Origin of the sequence: Bradyrhizobium sp. CCBAU 25338, from assembly GCF_028128965.1 — a bacterium.
GTDB classification, from domain to species: Bacteria; Pseudomonadota; Alphaproteobacteria; order Rhizobiales; family Xanthobacteraceae; genus Bradyrhizobium; species Bradyrhizobium liaoningense.
This window is the reverse complement of the sequence record NZ_LFKY01000037.1, coordinates 208,200-224,713: the sequence shown is the minus strand read 5'-3', so window position 1 is coordinate 224,713 and position 16,514 is coordinate 208,200. Positions and strand designations below refer to the sequence as shown.

The window sequence follows — 16,514 nt, the reverse complement described above, 5'->3', positions numbered from 1 at the left end:
CATGAGTGACTGTCAAAATCCCCGCAAGAACGCACTTTTTTGAGCCATGGGCACATCATTGAAACCTGAGAACACCGATTTGCCTGCTCCGCCGAGGGCAAATCCAAGGCCGGACATGAGGCCTGATCCATTGCCGGATCCCAACCATGCGGACTGCCGTGGGGTCGCCTCCATCCTGTCCCGCGTCGGCGACAAATGGAGCGTGTTCGTCATCATGATGCTCAGCGACGGGCCGAAGCGCTTCAACGAGCTGAAGCGAATGATCAACGGCATCTCGCAGCGGATGCTGACCCTGACGCTGCGCGGTCTCGAGCGCGACGGCCTCGTCACGCGCACGATCTTCCCGACCATTCCGCCGCGGGTGGACTATGAGCTGACCGACCTCGGCCGCGGTCTTCAGCAGCCCGTAAAGGCGCTCGGGGAGTGGGCGATCGAACATCAGGAGCAGATCGCGGCCGCGCGCACGCGGTTCGACGAGCGCAACGAGGATTAGGACGTGATCAATCTCGGTTCACCGATGTGAGCCGACCGTCACCTCCCCCTGAGGGGCACGCGCTTTACCCTCCCCTGGAGGGGGAGGGTCGGCTCACATTGAGCGCAGCGAAATGTGAGACGGGGTGGGGTGACAGTCTCTCCTCATCGAACGCTGCCCGAGTGGAGAGATCACCCCACCCCGCTCGCGCTACGCGCGATCGACCCTCCCCCTCCAGGGGAGGGTAAGCTCTCTAGAGCAGCGACACCAACCCGCCGCCGTGGCGTTCGAGGCGCCCGGCGAGTTCGAGCTCCAATAGCACCGTGCGCACGATCGCAGGCGAGGCGCCGGACATTCGCACGAGATCGTCGATCGAGATCGGGGCTGGGCCGAGCAGGTTGGTGATCTGATCGCGGTCATGGCCCTGCGGATCGCTCTCGAACGGCTCGCTGTCGGGCTCGCCTGCGGGGTGCATCAGCGGCCGCTCCATGATCGGCTGAACCGCATTGACGATGTCGGCGGCCTCGGTGACGAGCGTTGCGCCCTGCTTGATCAGATCGTTGGCGCCGGCCGCGCGCGGATCGAGCGGCGAGCCGGGCACCGCGAACACCTCGCGCCCCTGTTCCGCCGCCATGCGCGCCGTGATCAGCGAGCCCGAGCGGTGCGCCGCTTCCACCACGACGACGCCGAGCGAGGCGCCGGAGATCAGGCGGTTGCGGCGGGGGAAGTCGCGGGCGCGCGGCTCGTGGCCGAGCGGCATCTCGGAGATCGCAGCGCCCGCGTGACCGAGGATCGCGGCGAGCAGATCGCCATGCTCGGGTGGATAGATGCAATCATGCCCGCCGGCCAGCACCGCGATCGTGCCGTTCTCGATGCTCGCGCGATGCGCGGCCTGATCGACGCCGCGGGCGAGGCCCGAGATGACGACAAAGCCGGCGTCGCCGAGCTCGCGCGCGAGCTGGCCGGCGAATTTCAGCCCGGCGCCCGAGGCGTTGCGCGAGCCGACGATGGCGATCATCGGCCGCATCAGGGTTTTCGTGTCGCCGCGCACGGCGAGCAGCGGCGGTGCGTCGTCGATCATCGCCAGTCGCGCCGGATAGCCGTCCTCGCCGGGCGCCAGCCAGGCGAGGCCGAACTTGCGGCTCGCGGCAAGCTCGGCCTTCGCCTCATCCGTACTGCAGATGCGGCCCGTTCGCTGCGCACCGCCACGGCGCGCCAGATCAGGCAGGCGCTCCAGCGCGGCCCGCGCCGTGCCGAAATGATCGACCAGTGAACGGAAGGTGCGCGGGCCGACATTGTCGGAGCGGATCAGCCGCAGGCGGTCGATCCTGTCAGGCTCGGTCAGCTCTACGCTCGGATTGCTAGCGTCCACGGTGTCTCCTTGCAGGGACAGCATGGAACAACCTGAGGGCGTTGCGCAACAGTCACCTGCGCTTGCGCGGCCTTGCTGCGATGCTAAAAGCGATCCCAATAAGAAGGGTTTTGCCATGATCTCACTCGCCGACCTCCAGCGCCGCATCGAAGCGGGCGAGTTGTCGCCTGACGCCGCCATCGCGCAATCGCACGCGGCGATCGAAGCCAAGGAGAAGGACGTCCACGCCTTCGTCCGCCACGACAAGTCGGCGAAGGCGCAAGGCTCCGGGCCGCTGCGCGGCATTGCGGTCGGGATCAAGGACATCATCGACACCGCCAATATGCCGACCGAGATGGGTTCGGAGATTTATCGTGGCTGGCAGCCGCGCGCTGACGCACCCGTCGTGATGATGCTGAAGCGGGCAGGGGCCACCATCATCGGCAAGACAACCACGACCGCGTTCGCCTCGCGCGATCCGACGCCGACGCGCAATCCGCACAATACAGGCCATTCGCCGGGCGGCTCCTCCTCGGGCTCGGCGGCGGCCGTCGGCGCCGGGATGATCCCGCTGGCGCTGGGCACCCAGACCGGCGGCTCGGTGATCCGGCCCGCCGCCTATTGCGGGACGGCAGCGATCAAGCCGTCGTTCCGGATGCTGCCGACAGTCGGTGTGAAGTGCTACTCGTGGGCGCTCGACACCGTCGGCCTGTTCGGCGCGCGCGCTGAGGATCTCGCGCGTGGGCTGCTCGCGATGACCGGGCGCACGGAGTTCTCCGGCATCGTCGCGGCGAAATCGCCGCGGATTGGCGTGGTCAGGCAGGAGTTCGCAGGCGCGGTGGAGCCGGCGGCCGAACAGGGGCTGCTGGCCGCCATCAAGGCGGCCGAGCGCGCCGGTGCCAGCGTGCGGACCATCGATCTGCCTGAGGCGGTGCAGGAAGCCTGGCGCATCCATCCCATCGTCCAGGATTTTGAGGCGCATCGCGCGCTGGCCTGGGAGTTTTCCGAGCGTCACGACGAGATCGCGCCGATGCTGCGCGCCAGTCTCGATGCGACGGTCGGGCTGACGCCGAAGGAATACGACGAGGCGCGCCGCATCAGCCGTCGCGGCCGCCGCGAGCTCGGCGAGCTGTTCGAGGGCGTCGACGTGCTCTTGACCTATTCGGCGCCGGGCGCGGCGCCGGCCAAGGAGCTCGCGACCACCGGCGACCCCCGCTACAACCGGCTCTGGACGCTGATGGGCAATCCTTGCGTCAACGTGCCGGTGCTGAAGGTCGGCGGCCTGCCGATCGGCGTGCAGGTGATCGCCCGCTTCGGCAACGATCCGCTCGCGCTTGCGGCGGCCTGGTTCCTGGAGGATGCGCTGTCGAAATCAGGCTAGCGCAGGTTCGGAAGAAGCAAGGGCCTGAGCGGGCGCAGAGGGCGCTGCGCCGGCCCGTGCATCTTGCCCGAGCCAGCGCTCGGCGGCCTCGCGACCGCTCCGGTGCAGCAGGCGAATGAAGCCGCGGCCGAGATCGGTCGATGAGCGCTGCGCCAGGCCGTCAACCGAGTCTTCTGCCGCGATCCTGGTGAGGCGCAGCGAGGCTGTGGCACACGACTGCGCCCATTCGATCGCCGCGATCTCGGCATTGAGCGCGGCGTTGGCCATGATCTGGTCGAGCCTGCGGTCGATCGCGGCGAGCGTGATCGGTACATAGCTGTCGCGCGTCGGCGTGACCTGGACGAGCAGCAGATCCGTCGCCGCCGTTTCCTGGACCAGCCGCAACAGCGGCGGATTGCCGCCGAAGCCACCGTCCCAATAGGCCTCGCCGTCGATCTCGACGGCGCAGTGAACCAGCGGGGGACAGGTCGAGGCCAGCGCGACGTCCGCGGTGATGGCGTCGTTGGGGAAGATTTGCTGCTGCCCGTCGCGGATCCGCGTCGCCGCGATCAGCAGCTTCGGGCATCGCGCGTCGCTCAAGATGGAAAAGTCGATGTCGCGCGCCAGCGCCTGCCGCAGCGGGTCGAGATCGAACGGATCGAACTGACCGGAGCGCAGCGTCGGGCCGAACGCGACCGAGCTTCCCGCCGGCGAAAAGCCGCCGACCAGCATCAGCGAGCGGAACGAGGCCTCGTGCATCAGTCGGATCCAGAACCGGCTCAGCCGGCTGCGGGCGCCCTCGCGGCCGCCTTCGGCAAGGCCGCAAGCGAGCAACAGCGCATTGATGGCGCCGGCGCTGGCGCCGCTGACGGTGTCGATCGCGATGTCAGGCTCTTCCAGCAGCCGCTCCAGCACGCCCCAGGTGAAGGCGGCAAAGGTGCCGCCGCCCTGGAGCGCCAGCGAGAGTTTTCGCGGCGGCCATTGGTCGGAACGCGCCCGTGGGAGCGCGAACGGTGCAGCCTTGGTGACCACGACGTCGAGCGGAGCGTCGGCTTGCGCGACGGGCTCGGGCTGCGGCACTTGCGGCGAAACGGGCGCGGGGGCGGGCGGCGGCGCATCGGACCAGATATTGGTCGCCGAGAGCAGCCGGCTTGCTGCGCTGCCGGAAGCACTGAGCGAACCAACCCGGTCATGCGCGTCGTCAATCATCTGGCTCATTCTGAGCAACCGCGTAACGCCGTTTCCTGTGTCAGGATGACAGGCATGGAACCCGTTCGCTACTGTCTGCACCGAGCGGTGCGGAAGTTGCGAACAGGATTTGGCGTATAATGCGGAAGGTGTGCGGCGATATCCGTACTTTTTCCGGCTTCAGGCCTTTTCGCCGATCCGGCTTTCCTTGCCGGTTTGCAGGCGCTTGATGTTCTCGCGATGCGCGTAGAACAAGAGCAGCGTCAGCACCGCTGTCAGCGCCGACAATGCGAGGTGGCCGAACCACCACAGGAACATCGGCGTGATGAATGCCGCCACCAGCGCGGAGAGCGAGGAGTAGCGGGTGGTGACGGCGGTGGCTAGCCAGAGCAGGCAGAACACCACTGCGCCCGGCCAGAACAGGCCAAGCAGGACGCCGATATAGACGGCAACACCCTTGCCGCCCCTGAACTTGAGCCAGACCGGGAAGAGATGGCCGAGGAAGGCGCCGAGCCCGGCCACCATCGCGGCATTGGGGCCCGCGATGTAGCCGGCGATCACGACGGCCACCGTGCCCTTGAGCGCGTCGAACAGCAGGGTGCCCGCGGCAAGGCTCTTGCGTCCCGTACGCAGCACATTGGTGGCGCCGATGCTGCCGGAGCCGATCGAGCGGATATCCTGCGTGCCCGCGAGCCTGGTCAGGACTAGCCCGAACGGAATCGAGCCGAGGAGGTAGCCGATGACGAAGGCTACGGGCAAAAATGCTTCAAGCCCCATGGCGGCAGCTCCAAAGGCAGGATTCCCATGTCGAACGATCGCGTATGTCAGACATGCTCGTAGACCGTCCGGCCGCCGACAATGGTGCGCACCACCCGGCCTGTAAAGCGGGCCTCGTCGAACGGGGTGTTCTTGCAGGGCGATTTGAGGTCTGCGGGATCGACCACCCAGGGCGTATCGGGATCGATCACGATGACGTCGGCGGGGCTGCCGGCGCGCAGGGTTCCGCCTGGCAGCCCGAGCAGCTCGGCTGGCCGGGTCGACATCGCCCGGATCAGCGTCTTCAGCTCCAATTCGCCATTATGCACCAGCCGCAAGCCGGCCGGCAGCATGGTCTCGAGTCCGATGGCGCCGGGCGCGGCTTCCGCGAACGGCAGGCGCTTGACCTCGACGTCCTGCGGATTGTGGTCGGACATGATGACGTCGAGGAGGCCGGAGGCGATCGCCGCCGCCAGCGCCCGGCGGTCGTCCTCGGTCCGCAGCGGCGGCGACAGCTTCAGGAAGGATCGATAGGGGCCGATGTCGTTCTCGTTCAGCGCCAGATGGTTGATCGAGACCGAGGCGCTGACGGCGAGCCCGGCGTCGCGGGCGCGCTGGAGGATGTCGAGCGAGTCGATGCAAGTCAGTGAGGCCGCGTGGTAGCGGCCGCCGGTGAGCGCGACGAGGCGCAGGTCGCGCTCCAGCATCACGGCTTCGGCGGCATTGGGGATGCCCATCAGGCCGAGCCGGGTCGCGAACTCGCCCTCGTTCATCACGCCTTCACCGACCAGATCGGGGTCCTCGGTGTGATGCACGATCAGCGCGTCGAAGTCGCGGGCGTAGGTCAGCGCGCGGCGCATCACCAGGGCGTTGGTCACGCTTTTGTCGCCGTCGCTGAAGGCAACCGCGCCGGCGGCTTTCAGGAGGCCGAACTCGGTCATCTCCTCGCCGTGCATGCCCTTGGTCAGCGCCGCCATCGGCTGGATGTTGACGATCGCGGTGTCGCGGGCGCGGCGCATCACGAAGTCGACGGTTGCCGAATTGTCGATGACGGGAGAGGTGGCCGGCTGGCAGATGATGGTGGTGATGCCGCCCGTCGCGGCGGCCTGGCTCGCGGAGGCAAAGGTCTCGCGATGGCTGAGGCCGGGCTCGCCGACGAAGGCGCGCATGTCGATCAGGCCGGGCGCCACGATCTTGCCGGAGCAGTTGACGATGTCGGTGCCCTCGGGGACGCCGGCCGCGCCGATGCCGCGGCGCGTCTCGCGGATGGTGCCGTCCGCAATGAGAACGTCGCCGATGCCGTCGAAATCCCGGGAGGGATCGACGACGCGGGCATTGGCGAGCAGGATGGGGCGGCGATCGGTCAGCATCGGCATCACGCGTTGGGCAGGTTGCGGGCGAGCGCTTCCAGCACGGCCATGCGCACGGCGACGCCCATTTCCACCTGTTCGCGGATCAGGGACTGGGCGCCGTCGGCCACGATCGAGTCGATCTCCACGCCGCGGTTCATGGGACCCGGATGCATCACGAGGGCATCCGGCTTGGCGTAGGCGAGCTTCTTCTGGTCGAGCCCGAAATAATGGAAATATTCCGATGACGAGGGCACGAAGGAGCCGTTCATGCGCTCCCGCTGCAGCCGCAGCATCATGACGATGTCGGCGCCTTCCAGGCCCTCGCGCATGTCGCGCATGACCTCGACGCCCATCCGCTCGATGCCGGTCGGCAGCAGCGTGGAAGGGCCGACGACGCGGACGCGGGCGCCCATGGTGTTGAGCAGGATGATGTTGGAGCGGGCGACGCGCGAATGCAGCACGTCGCCGCAGATGGCGACCACGAGGCCTTCGATCCGGCCCTTGTTGCGGCGGATGGTGAGCGCGTCGAGCAGCGCCTGCGTCGGATGCTCGTGCGCGCCGTCGCCGGCATTGATCACGGAACCGTCAACCTTGCGCGCCAGCAGTTCCACCGCGCCGGAGGCATGATGGCGCACCACCAGGATATCGGGGTGCATCGCGTTCAGCGTCACGGCGGTGTCGATCAGGGTCTCGCCCTTGCGGATCGAGGAGGATGATACCGACATGTTCATGACGTCGGCGCCGAGCCGCTTGCCGGCGAGCTCGAACGAGGACTGGGTCCGGGTGGAAGCCTCGAAGAAGAGGTTCACCTGGGTCCGTCCACGCAGGACGGTGCGCTTCTTGTCAACCTGGCGGTTGACCTCGACATATTCTTCGGACAGGTCGAGGAGGCCGGTGATGTCGGCCGCGGAAAGGCCCTCGATGCCCAGCAAATGCCGGTGGCCGAGGACGAAGGTCGATTTCGATGTCATTAAAAGCAGAGCTATAGGGGCGGATGGCGGGGGGAGCAAGGGGCAAAGGCGAGGATGTGAGTTATCCCCTGATCTGTCGATGGTGGCTCATTCTTACCGGCATGCCCGGGCTTGTGCCGGGCATCCACGCTCTTGCACGCTCGCCGCAAAAGGGGCGTGGATGGCCGGGACAGCCCGGCCATGACGATGCGGAGGCATCTCGTGAAATCATTTCCAATTGCGGCCATAGCGATAACCATAGTCTCGTCGGCCCACGCGCAAGCTCTCCCCGGCGGCTTCGTGCATTTGCGTGATATCGACCCAAGCATCATCCAGGACATCCGCTACGCCACCTCGAACAATTTCGTCGGCCGTCCGCTCGCCGGCTACGGCGCCGGCGAATGCGTGGTGAAGCGCGAGGTCGGGATGCGGCTGAAGGCGGTTCAGCAGGAACTGGCCGCACAGAACCTGTCGCTGAAAATGTTCGACTGCTACCGGCCGGCGCGGGCCTCGCTCGACATGGTGAAGTGGTCGCAGAACGGTCATGAGACCGCGGCCGAGCGGCGCTACAACCCGAACATTCCGAAGACCGAGCTGTTCCGCCTCGGCTACATTGCGAGCCGCTCGCAGCATTCCACGGGTGCGGCGCTCGATCTCACGCTGGTCGATCTCAAGGCCGACAACTCCGCCACATTCGATCCGTCGAAGACCTATGCCGACTGCACGGCGCCGGTCGCGATGCGCGCGCCCGAAGGCAGCGTCGACATGGGCACAGGCTACGACTGTACCGACGTGAAGGGGCATACCGCTGTAACGTCGATCAATCCGGAGCAACGCACCTGGCGCAAGCGGCTGGTCGCTGCGATGGCCAGGCAAGGCTTTGTGAACTATTCGAAGGAGTGGTGGCATTTTTCCCTGCCGGGAGCAGGCGGGGCAGCCTATGATTTCCCGATCCAGCCGCGCCGGAACTGATTACGCGCCGAGGAAACCTGATGACCCAGCCGAGCTTTGCGACCCACGAGGTCTTCAACCAGTCGCCGCCGTTGGAGGACGTCGACCTGTTCGCGGTGGACCTGCCGCTGGTCGAAGCGGTCAAGGCCAATGGCGGGGCCAAGGCGGAGCGGGAGCTGTCGGAGTTCGGCAAGCAATGGGGCTCGGCGGCGATGGCCGATCGCGGGCGCATAGCGAACGAGAACACGCCGAAGCTGCGCACCTTCGATGCCAAGGGCAATCGCCGCGACCAGGTCGAGTTTCATCCCGCCTATCACGAGCTGATGGCGCACAGTGCGCATGCGGGCGTGCACAATTCGACCTGGACGGCAGATGGAAGATCCGCTGGCGATGCCGCCGAGGTCATTCGTGCCGCGAAATTCTATATTGCCGCGCAAGTCGAGACCGGCCATCTCTGTCCGATCACGATGACGCGCGCCTCCGTGGGGGCGCTGGCGATGCAGCCTGACTTGCTCGCGGGCGTGATGCCGGTGCTGTCGACGAAGAGCTATGATCCCACCTTTGCGCCGTGGTGGCAGAAGCGCGGCATGACGGTCGGCATGGGCATGACCGAGAAGCAGGGCGGCACCGACGTGCGCGCCAACATGACACGGGCCGTGCGCGACGGGGACGGCTATCGCATCACCGGTCACAAATGGTTCATGTCGGCGCCGATGTGCGATGCGTTCCTGGTACTGGCGCAGGCAGATGGCGGGCTGACCTGTTTCTTCATGCCGCGCTTCGCGCCGGACGGCTCGGTCAACGCCATCCAGTTCCAGCGGCTCAAGGACAAGCTCGGCAATCGCTCCAATGCCTCGTCCGAGGTCGAGTTCGTCGGCGCTTATGCGCAAGCGGTCGGCGAGGAGGGCAAAGGCATTCGCACCATCATCCAGATGGTGCAGCTGACGCGGCAGGATTGCGCGATTGCGTCCGTCGGCCTGATGCGCTCGGGGCTCGCACATGCGCTGCATCATGCGCGGCACCGCAGCGTGTTCCAGAAGCATCTTGCCGACCAGCCCCTGATGCAGGCTGTGCTGTCGGACATGGCGCTGCATGTGGAGGCGAGCACGGCGCTGGTGATGCGGCTCTGCCGCGCCTTCGACCATACGCCGCAGGATGCCGCGGAGGCCGCCTACATGCGGCTGCTGACGCCTGCGATCAAATACTGGACCTGCAAGAGCGCGCCGCCGTTCCTCTACGAGGCGATGGAGTGCCTCGGCGGCAACGGCTATGTCGAGGACGGCATTCTGGCCCGCCACTATCGCGAGTCGCCGGTCAACGCGATCTGGGAAGGCTCGGGCAACGTGATGTGCCTCGACGTGCTCCGCGCGCTCTCGCGCGAGCCGGAGGCGGCGATGGCGGTGCTGCAAGCGCTGGCGGCCGAGACCAAGGGCCTGCCGGGGGCTGGTGAGGCGGTCGCGTTCATCGGCAAGACCTTCCGCCGCGCCGACGGCGAGCGCGTCGCGCGCCTTGCCGTCGAGAAGCTGGCGCTGCTTGCCGCCGCCGCGGCGCTCAACGGCGTGTCGCCGCACAATGCCGAATTGTTCGCGAGCACGCGTCTCGCGGCCAATCACGCCAGCATGTATGGCGCGGTGGAGCTGGATAGCGGCGAGGTGCGTGCGCTGCTGGAGCGGGCGCTGCCGTGATGGTTTTTCCCGTCATTCCGGGGCGCCCAACGGGCGCCCCCGGAATCTCGAGATTCCGGGTTCGGTCCTTCGGACCGCCCCGGAATGACGGTTATGTTCTAACGAAAGCCCACTGATGGACTCCCTCAATCCCGACCATCCGCCGATTACAGCGGCGCCTGCGGACATCGCGCCACCTGTCTGGAAGTTCTGGGGCACGGCGCTGTGGGGCCTTTTCATCTTCGCCGCGATGTTCGTCGGGCAGATCGGCGCCGTCGTTCTGCTGGCGTCGCAGCGCGGTCTTCCGATGGACCTCCCTTCGCTCCAGCTCATCGGCCGCGAGCCCCAGACGCTCGCGCTGTCGGTCATCACGGGCCTGCCGGCGACGCTTCTTGCGGTTTGGCTCGCCATTCGCATCAAGAAGGCGTCCTTCGTCGAGTATCTCGCGCTGCATTGGCCTTCCTGGAAGCAGCTGCTGTTCGGCGCCGTCGGCCTCATCCTGATCGTGCTGGTGTGGGAGACGATGTCGCGCGCGCTGGGGCGCGAGGCGACGCCGGGCTCCATGACCGATCTCTTGAAATCGGGACGCGACAAGGGCGCTGCCCTGTTGCTCCTGTTCGCCTTCAGCGTGGCCGCGCCCATGTCGGAAGAGATTCTGGCGCGAGGCTTCCTCTATCGCGGCTGGTCGGCGAGCTTCCTGCGCGTGCCCGGCGCGATCCTGCTGTCGTCGCTGATCTGGACGGTCGTGCACCTGCAATACGACGTGTACTTCCTCACCGAAGTCCTCGCCATCGGCCTGTGGTTCGGCTACATGCGCTATCGCTCCGGCTCGCTCTGGCTCACCATCGTGCTCCACGCGCTGAACAATCTGACCGCGGTGGTGCTGACGATGTGGGTGGGGAGCTGAAGCATGATCCGGAAAAGTGCGCAGCGGTTTTCCGAGAAGATCATGCTTAAACTACAACCGAAAGCGCGATGACGATTCATCCTAGTCGCATCGCGCTTTAGGCCTCATACTCCGTCATTGCGAGCCACCGGGGCCGCGCAAGGCGCGGCCCGATGACAGGCTCCGCGAAGCAGTCCAGAATCTTAGGCCAGCGCGATCGCGATCGGCATGGTGATTGCCGCCAGGATCGTCTGCAGCGTGATGATCTGCGCCAGCAACGGCGCGTCGCCGCCCATCTGGCGGGCCAGCACATAGGCGCTGGGCGAGGTCGGCACAGCCGCACAGATCGCGACGATCGCAAGGCTGTTGCCGGTGATGCCGAACCAGGCCGCGAGCCCCAGCGCGAGCGCAGGCATCAGCACCAGCTTCAGGCCGACGCCGATGGCTGCGCCCAGGCTGGGGCGCAACAGGCCCTTCAGATGCAGGCCCGCGCCGGTCACGAGCAGGCCGATGGCGAGCGAGGACCGGCTCAGCGCGTCCGCCACCTCATGCCAGATTTTCGGCAGCGGCAGGTGCATCAGATTGACGGCAAGGCCGATCGCGCAGGCCCAGATCAGTGGATTGCGGATCACCGTCATGGCGATGGCGCGCGGGGATCGCTTCTCCTTTGCGGCGTAGTGGGCGAGCACGGCGACGCTGAACACGTTGACCAGCGGGATGATCGCGACCATGGCCACGGAGGCGAGCGCCAGCCCGAGATCGCCGAACATGTTGGCGGCGATCGACAGCGCAACGAAGGTTTGCCAGCGCGTTGCGCCCTGGAAGATCGAGGTGAAGGCGGGGCCATCGATGCCGAGCCGCGACAGGGCCGGCCGCAACGCGAGACAGAGCAGCGACATCGCGAGCGCCGACAGCAGCAGCGCGCCTCCGACGCCGGCGACCGGCACCCTGGAGAGGTCGGCCTTGACCAGGGTCTGGATCAGCAGCATCGGAAACAGCACGAAATAGGTCAGTTGCTCCAGCCCGTGCCATTGCGTGTCGAGACGCATCAGGCTGTGCTTCAGCACGACACCGAGCACGATGAGGATGAAGACCGGCAGCAGCGCCGCGACCACGACCGGCATGGATCAGTCCGTCCCCGGCGCCGCGCGCAGATTTGCCAGACGGTCGAGCGCGCCTTGCAGGATGAAGATCGCGGCATGCTCGTCGATCACTTCGGCGCGCTTGGCGCGGCTGACGTCCATGCCGATCAGCTCGCGCTCGACCGCCGCCGTCGAGAGGCGCTCGTCCCAGAGGCCGATGGCGAGTTGGGTCAGTCCGGCGAGATTGCGGGCGAAGGCGCGGGTGGATTGCGCGCGCGGGCCCTCGCTGCCGTCCATGTTGATGGGCAGGCCGAGCACGAAGCCGACCACCTTGCGCTCGGCCGCAATCGCGAGCAGCCGGGCGGCGTCCTGCTTGAACGCCTTGCGGGCGATGGTCTCGACGCCGGTCGCAAGCCGACGATCGGGGTCGGACACGGCAACGCCGATGGTCTTGGTGCCGAGATCGAGCCCGACCAGCGCGCCGCGCACGGGCCAGTGGGTTGCAGCATCGACGAGGGGCAGGATAAGAGCCGGCATGGCGTAGCGCATATCACGCGTCACGCAGCGGAGTGAACCCGGAAGATGGACGTGCTGACATTATTCGGCCTGTTCGCCGTCACGGCGATGCTGGTCACCTACGCCCTGGAGGATCGCAGCCACTGGTTCGTGCTGCTGTTCGCCGCGTCCTGCGCGCTCGGCTCGGTCTACGGTTTTCTCCAGGGCGCCTGGCCGTTCGGGCTGGTCGAGGCGATCTGGTCCGTCGTGGCGCTGCGGCGGTGGCACCTGAAGGCGACAGCAAGAAGCGTGTGAGAATGGCCACGCACAAATGCAACGATCATTTGTGGCGAATCTCACACGGGCGACGTTGCAGGCCATGGCATGATGTCGCGTCCCCGGCAGCGCACGTCGATTGACGCTCTGGTTGCCGAGCGATAGATATATAGGTCTAAGGTAGTGTGGGGCGCGTGCCCCGATTTTTAGAACGATCGGCGGCGACCGGCAGTCCGGCCCGCGCTGCAACCTTGGTGCAGATATTCAGGCGCCGACCACGTCCAATACTCGCCCTTCATTTTGAGAGGTCATGATGCTCATCAACCCAAGCCTGATCGCGGGCTCAGAAAGGCGATTCAAGCAAGCCGAGTTCTCACCCGATGCCTTGAACCGAAAACTGGGCGACGGCCCGATCGAGATGACCGTCGAAAAGATGCGCCAGCGCCAGCGCCAGCTTCTGGCCGAGACGCACGACATGCAAGCGGCCGAGATCGGGTTGGAGCGGATCATCCAGGGCAATGATCTCGACAGCATCAATTATCTCGCCAAGGGGACCGCCGCCGCGCGCTCGGTCTGTCGTATTCAGCTCAGGGATCTCAAGTCGAATCTGCTCGGCTATGGCTCCGGCTTTCTGATCGGGCCCGGCCTGCTGCTGACGAACCATCATGTCTTCGGCCGGCCCGCCGACGCAGCCAATTCGATCGCCGATTTCAACTACGAATTGGACGTTTCGGGACAGGAGCGTGCGCCGGTGCGGTTCGGCTTCGAGCCGGGCAGATTCTTCTACACCAATGACCGGCTGGATTTCTCGGTCGTTGCGGTGGCGCCGACCTCGCTGTCAGGCCACGAGGAACTCGAGGATTGGGGATGGCTGCCGCTCAGTAGCGCGCCCGGCAAGGCGGATCCGGGGGAGTATCTCACCATCGTGCAGCATCCCAGCGGGCAGATGAAGCAGGTCTGCGTCCGCGAGAACAAGCTGCTCAAATATGTCGGCGACTTCCTCTGGTACAATACCGATACGACGGCCGGATCGTCGGGTGCGCCGGCGTTCAACCGCTTCTGGCAGGTGGTCGCGCTGCACCACAGCGGTGTTCCCCGGAAGAATGCGCAGGGTCGCACCCTGACCAAGGACGGCAAGGTGTGGAAGCCGTCGATGGACGAATCCCTGATCGACTGGATCGCCAACGAAGGCATCCGGATCAGCGCGATCGTCGCCGATCTCAAGGTGGCCGTCGGCTCTCACCCTCTGGTCAGGCCGGTGCTGGACGAGATGGACCCGCCAGGCCGGCACGAAATCGAGCGAGCCCGGCCGCCGGTAGACGCAACTCCTTACGGCGCCAATGTCTGGGTCGAGCAATCCGTCGACGGCACGTCTCTGGTGGTCCCGATCCGCGTTCCGCTTCCGATGTTCAGGAAGGAGATTCCTCTCGCTCCAGCGGCGCCGCTACCGAGCCCGGCGGGAGGTCATGGCAATGGCCGGACGCCGAACGGCGGCACGGACGGCGGCATGCGCAACGGCGGTACGCCATTGATTGTTCCGCCGACCGGCCTGTTGTCTCACATCAGTGCGAGGAACGGCCTGCCGATGGAGGCCGTGCATATCGATCAGAGCACGCTGAAATCGCGTCCCGGCTACAAGGCGAATTTTCTGGGCACCGGCAAGTTCTCGGTCCCCCTGCCGAAGATTCCGGCCGCCCTCAAGTCGAGGATCGCGATGCTCAAGGGCCGCTCCAGGCAATCCGAGCTGAAATATTTCAACTACAGCGTCGTCATGAACAAGCAGCGCAGGCTCGCCTTCTTCAGCTGCGTCAATATCGACGGCGGCAAGCAGCAGGACGTCGGCAAGCGTGAAGGTGATTCCTGGCTGCGCGATCCGCGCATCGACGAGGATGCCCAGATCGGCGACGAGTTCTACCGCAAGCAGGCCACTTTCGAGGCGGACCGCAGCAAGAATCCGTTCGACCGCGGTCATCTGGTGCGCCGCCTCGATGCGACCTGGGGCGACACCGTCGCCGCGGCCAAGCAGCATGGCGACGACTCCTTCCATTTCACCAACTGCTCGCCGCAGTTCTTCTCGTTCAACCAGGGCAAGCAGCTCTGGGCAGGACTGGAGGATTACACGCGCGATGTCCTGCTCGAAGGGGAGGAGAAGGGCATCGTCATGAATGGCCCGGTGTTCGATGGGCCGGATGCCGACGGATCCGATCTGCCCGATCCGGCCGGCCGGCCGCACAAGGATCCGAGCTTCGGGGGCGTTCAAATTCCGAAGTATTTCTGGAAGATACTGATCCGCCGCAACGAGGATGACGACGCTCTCAAGGCGGCGGCATTCCTGATGAGCCAGCGAAAGCAGGTGATGGAGATCGACCGAATCCAGGAGGCTGATCTGCTCGAGCGGATGTCCGAGGAGGATGTCAGCGTCTTCCAGGTCTCGATCGCGGATCTGACGAAACTGACCAAGCTCGACTTCGGCAATCTCGCTGACGCGGATTCGCACGAGACGACCTCGGTCGGCCCGCGACGCATCGAATCCTATGAGGACATTCGGATCTAAAGCGCGATGCGATTAGGATGAATCGTCATCGTTCTTTAGCTTGTTGTTTAAGCATGATCTTTTCGGAAAACCGCTGCGTACTTTTCCGGATCATGCTTTAGGGCCTTGTTCTCGGAGTAGCGGAACCACGGGGGCGGGTGAGGGGAGCGGTGTGCTCTGTCGAGACACTGACGGCCCTCACCCGGTGCGTTTGCGACGCGGGCCGCGCGTCAGCGGATCGCGATCGGGTTGATCATCGCCTGCACGCCGCCGGTCCAGCGCGGCTGTCCCAGCACGAACAGGAATTCATAGCCCTTGTCCCGGGCGAGCGCGGCGGTGTCCATGTTTTCGAGGATGTAGGTCCCGTTCATCGCGAGCAGGATCTGGTGCACCTCGAACACGTTCTTCGATTCGAACGGCAGCACCTCCAGTCCCCAGGTGTCGGCGCCAACGGCGACGACGCCCTTGCCAGTCAGATATTTTGCGCCCTCGACGCCGAGGCCGGGCTCGCCGGCCGAATAGCGCTTGTCGTCCTTGCCGACCAGGCTGAGCCAGCCGGTGTGGAAGATGACGACGTCGCCCTGGCGGATCTCGACGTTCTGCTGCTTGGCGGCTTCCTCGATCTCCTTGACGTTGAAGGCGGTGCCTTCCTTCACCACGTCGGTCTTGAAATAGGCGGCCATGTCGAGCAGGACGCCGCGGGTGACCATCGGCGGCACCTTCTCGATGCCGAGCTTCTTCAGACCGTTGGGATCGGCGAAGTCGGCGAGCTTGTTGCCGTTGTAATAGACGTGCTCGACGCCGAGATGGCCGAGCCCGTCGAGCTGGCTGCCGATGCCGACCCAGGTGTCGAGGATGTCATCGTTATAGGTGGCCTTGTTCGGACCAAGCCCAGGGCTGCCGGCCTGTCCCGGCTGCACCACCGTGATCTTGTAGGTGCGCGGCGGATAGGCGGGCGTCTGCGACGTGACGGGAATGCCGAGGGCGTAGGTCTTGCCGGTCTTCACCAGCGATGCCGCCTTCACCACGAGCTCGGGCGTCATGTAGTTGGCGGCGCCGACCTCGTCGTTCGGCCCCCATTTCGATTTGGTCCAGTCTTGTGCGCTTGCAGTTCCTGATATCGCCGACAACACAGCGACACAGCACAACACGAGCGTATTGCGCATCGATAGTCCTCCCGATGTTCTTGCCGATGTTT

The 16,514-nt window shown here is 65.7% G+C and carries 15 protein-coding genes; 7 read left to right on the top strand and 8 right to left on the bottom strand.

From position 1 onward, the window contains the following. Window positions 1–46 precede the first annotated feature (46 nt). Window positions 47–493: a winged helix-turn-helix transcriptional regulator gene (locus ACM42_RS19445; RefSeq protein ID WP_271529443.1), complete on the top strand. Its 447-nt coding sequence runs from the start codon at window positions 47–49 to the stop codon at window positions 491–493. A gap of 232 nt (window positions 494–725) precedes the next feature. On the opposite strand, the gene dprA is transcribed toward ACM42_RS19445, so the two are convergent. Further along, on the bottom strand, window positions 726–1,868 hold the full coding sequence (gene dprA, locus ACM42_RS19440) for a DNA-processing protein DprA (RefSeq protein WP_271529442.1): 1,143 nt from the start codon (window positions 1,866–1,868) through the stop codon (window positions 726–728). A gap of 91 nt (window positions 1,869–1,959) precedes the next feature. On the opposite strand from dprA, the gene ACM42_RS19435 reads away from it, so the two are divergent. Next, a complete protein-coding gene (locus tag ACM42_RS19435; protein WP_271529441.1) occupies window positions 1,960–3,204 on the top strand; it encodes an amidase in 1,245 nt (414 codons plus the stop codon). Here ACM42_RS19435 and ACM42_RS19430 read toward each other — a convergent pair. From ACM42_RS19430 to ACM42_RS19415, 4 genes are all read right to left on the bottom strand, one after another. Beyond that, window positions 3,196–4,401, bottom strand: coding sequence for a patatin-like phospholipase family protein (locus ACM42_RS19430; RefSeq protein WP_271529440.1), 1,206 nt, complete (start codon window positions 4,399–4,401; stop codon window positions 3,196–3,198). The two genes, ACM42_RS19435 and ACM42_RS19430, sit on opposite strands and share 9 nt — an antisense overlap. A gap of 150 nt (window positions 4,402–4,551) precedes the next feature. Beyond that, entirely contained in the window at window positions 4,552–5,148 is a 597-nt protein-coding gene (plsY, locus tag ACM42_RS19425) for a glycerol-3-phosphate 1-O-acyltransferase PlsY (RefSeq protein WP_271529439.1), read from the bottom strand. Window positions 5,149–5,195: 47 nt separating this feature from the next. Then, window positions 5,196–6,497: a dihydroorotase gene (locus tag ACM42_RS19420; RefSeq protein WP_271529438.1), complete on the bottom strand. Its 1,302-nt coding sequence runs from the start codon at window positions 6,495–6,497 to the stop codon at window positions 5,196–5,198. A 5-nt stretch (window positions 6,498–6,502) separates the two neighbouring features. After that, window positions 6,503–7,450: an aspartate carbamoyltransferase catalytic subunit gene (locus tag ACM42_RS19415; protein ID WP_271529437.1), complete on the bottom strand. Its 948-nt coding sequence runs from the start codon at window positions 7,448–7,450 to the stop codon at window positions 6,503–6,505. A 186-nt stretch (window positions 7,451–7,636) separates the two neighbouring features. Here ACM42_RS19415 and ACM42_RS19410 point away from each other — a divergent pair, with 186 nt between their 5' ends. The 3 genes from ACM42_RS19410 to ACM42_RS19400 all read left to right on the top strand — a co-directional run bounded on the left by ACM42_RS19410 (window position 7,637) and on the right by ACM42_RS19400 (window position 10,951). Then, on the top strand, window positions 7,637–8,401 hold the full coding sequence (locus tag ACM42_RS19410; RefSeq protein WP_271529574.1) for a M15 family metallopeptidase: 765 nt from the start codon (window positions 7,637–7,639) through the stop codon (window positions 8,399–8,401). Between the two features lie 20 nt (window positions 8,402–8,421). Beyond that, window positions 8,422–10,065: an isovaleryl-CoA dehydrogenase gene (locus ACM42_RS19405; RefSeq protein WP_271529436.1), complete on the top strand. Its 1,644-nt coding sequence runs from the start codon at window positions 8,422–8,424 to the stop codon at window positions 10,063–10,065. Between the two features lie 115 nt (window positions 10,066–10,180). Then, complete coding sequence (locus ACM42_RS19400; RefSeq protein WP_271529435.1) at window positions 10,181–10,951, top strand: CPBP family intramembrane glutamic endopeptidase; 771 nt, start codon at window positions 10,181–10,183, stop codon at window positions 10,949–10,951. A gap of 182 nt (window positions 10,952–11,133) precedes the next feature. Here the strand turns inward: ACM42_RS19400 and ACM42_RS19395 are convergent, their stop codons facing one another. Next, window positions 11,134–12,054: an AEC family transporter gene (locus ACM42_RS19395; RefSeq protein WP_271529434.1), complete on the bottom strand. Its 921-nt coding sequence runs from the start codon at window positions 12,052–12,054 to the stop codon at window positions 11,134–11,136. 3 nt (window positions 12,055–12,057) lie between these two features. Further along, on the bottom strand, window positions 12,058–12,549 hold the full coding sequence (ruvX, locus tag ACM42_RS19390; protein ID WP_271529433.1) for a Holliday junction resolvase RuvX: 492 nt from the start codon (window positions 12,547–12,549) through the stop codon (window positions 12,058–12,060). 45 nt (window positions 12,550–12,594) lie between these two features. On the opposite strand from ruvX, the gene ACM42_RS19385 reads away from it, so the two are divergent. Next, a complete protein-coding gene (locus tag ACM42_RS19385) occupies window positions 12,595–12,822 on the top strand; it encodes a hypothetical protein (protein ID WP_239623971.1) in 228 nt (75 codons plus the stop codon). A 271-nt stretch (window positions 12,823–13,093) separates the two neighbouring features. Further along, on the top strand, window positions 13,094–15,337 hold the full coding sequence (locus ACM42_RS19380; RefSeq protein ID WP_271529432.1) for a DNA/RNA non-specific endonuclease: 2,244 nt from the start codon (window positions 13,094–13,096) through the stop codon (window positions 15,335–15,337). A 209-nt stretch (window positions 15,338–15,546) separates the two neighbouring features. Here the strand turns inward: ACM42_RS19380 and ACM42_RS19375 are convergent, their stop codons facing one another. Next, window positions 15,547–16,482, bottom strand: a complete 936-nt coding sequence (locus ACM42_RS19375) for a cyclase family protein (RefSeq protein WP_271529431.1) — start codon at window positions 16,480–16,482, stop codon at window positions 15,547–15,549. Window positions 16,483–16,514: the final 32 nt, after the last annotated feature.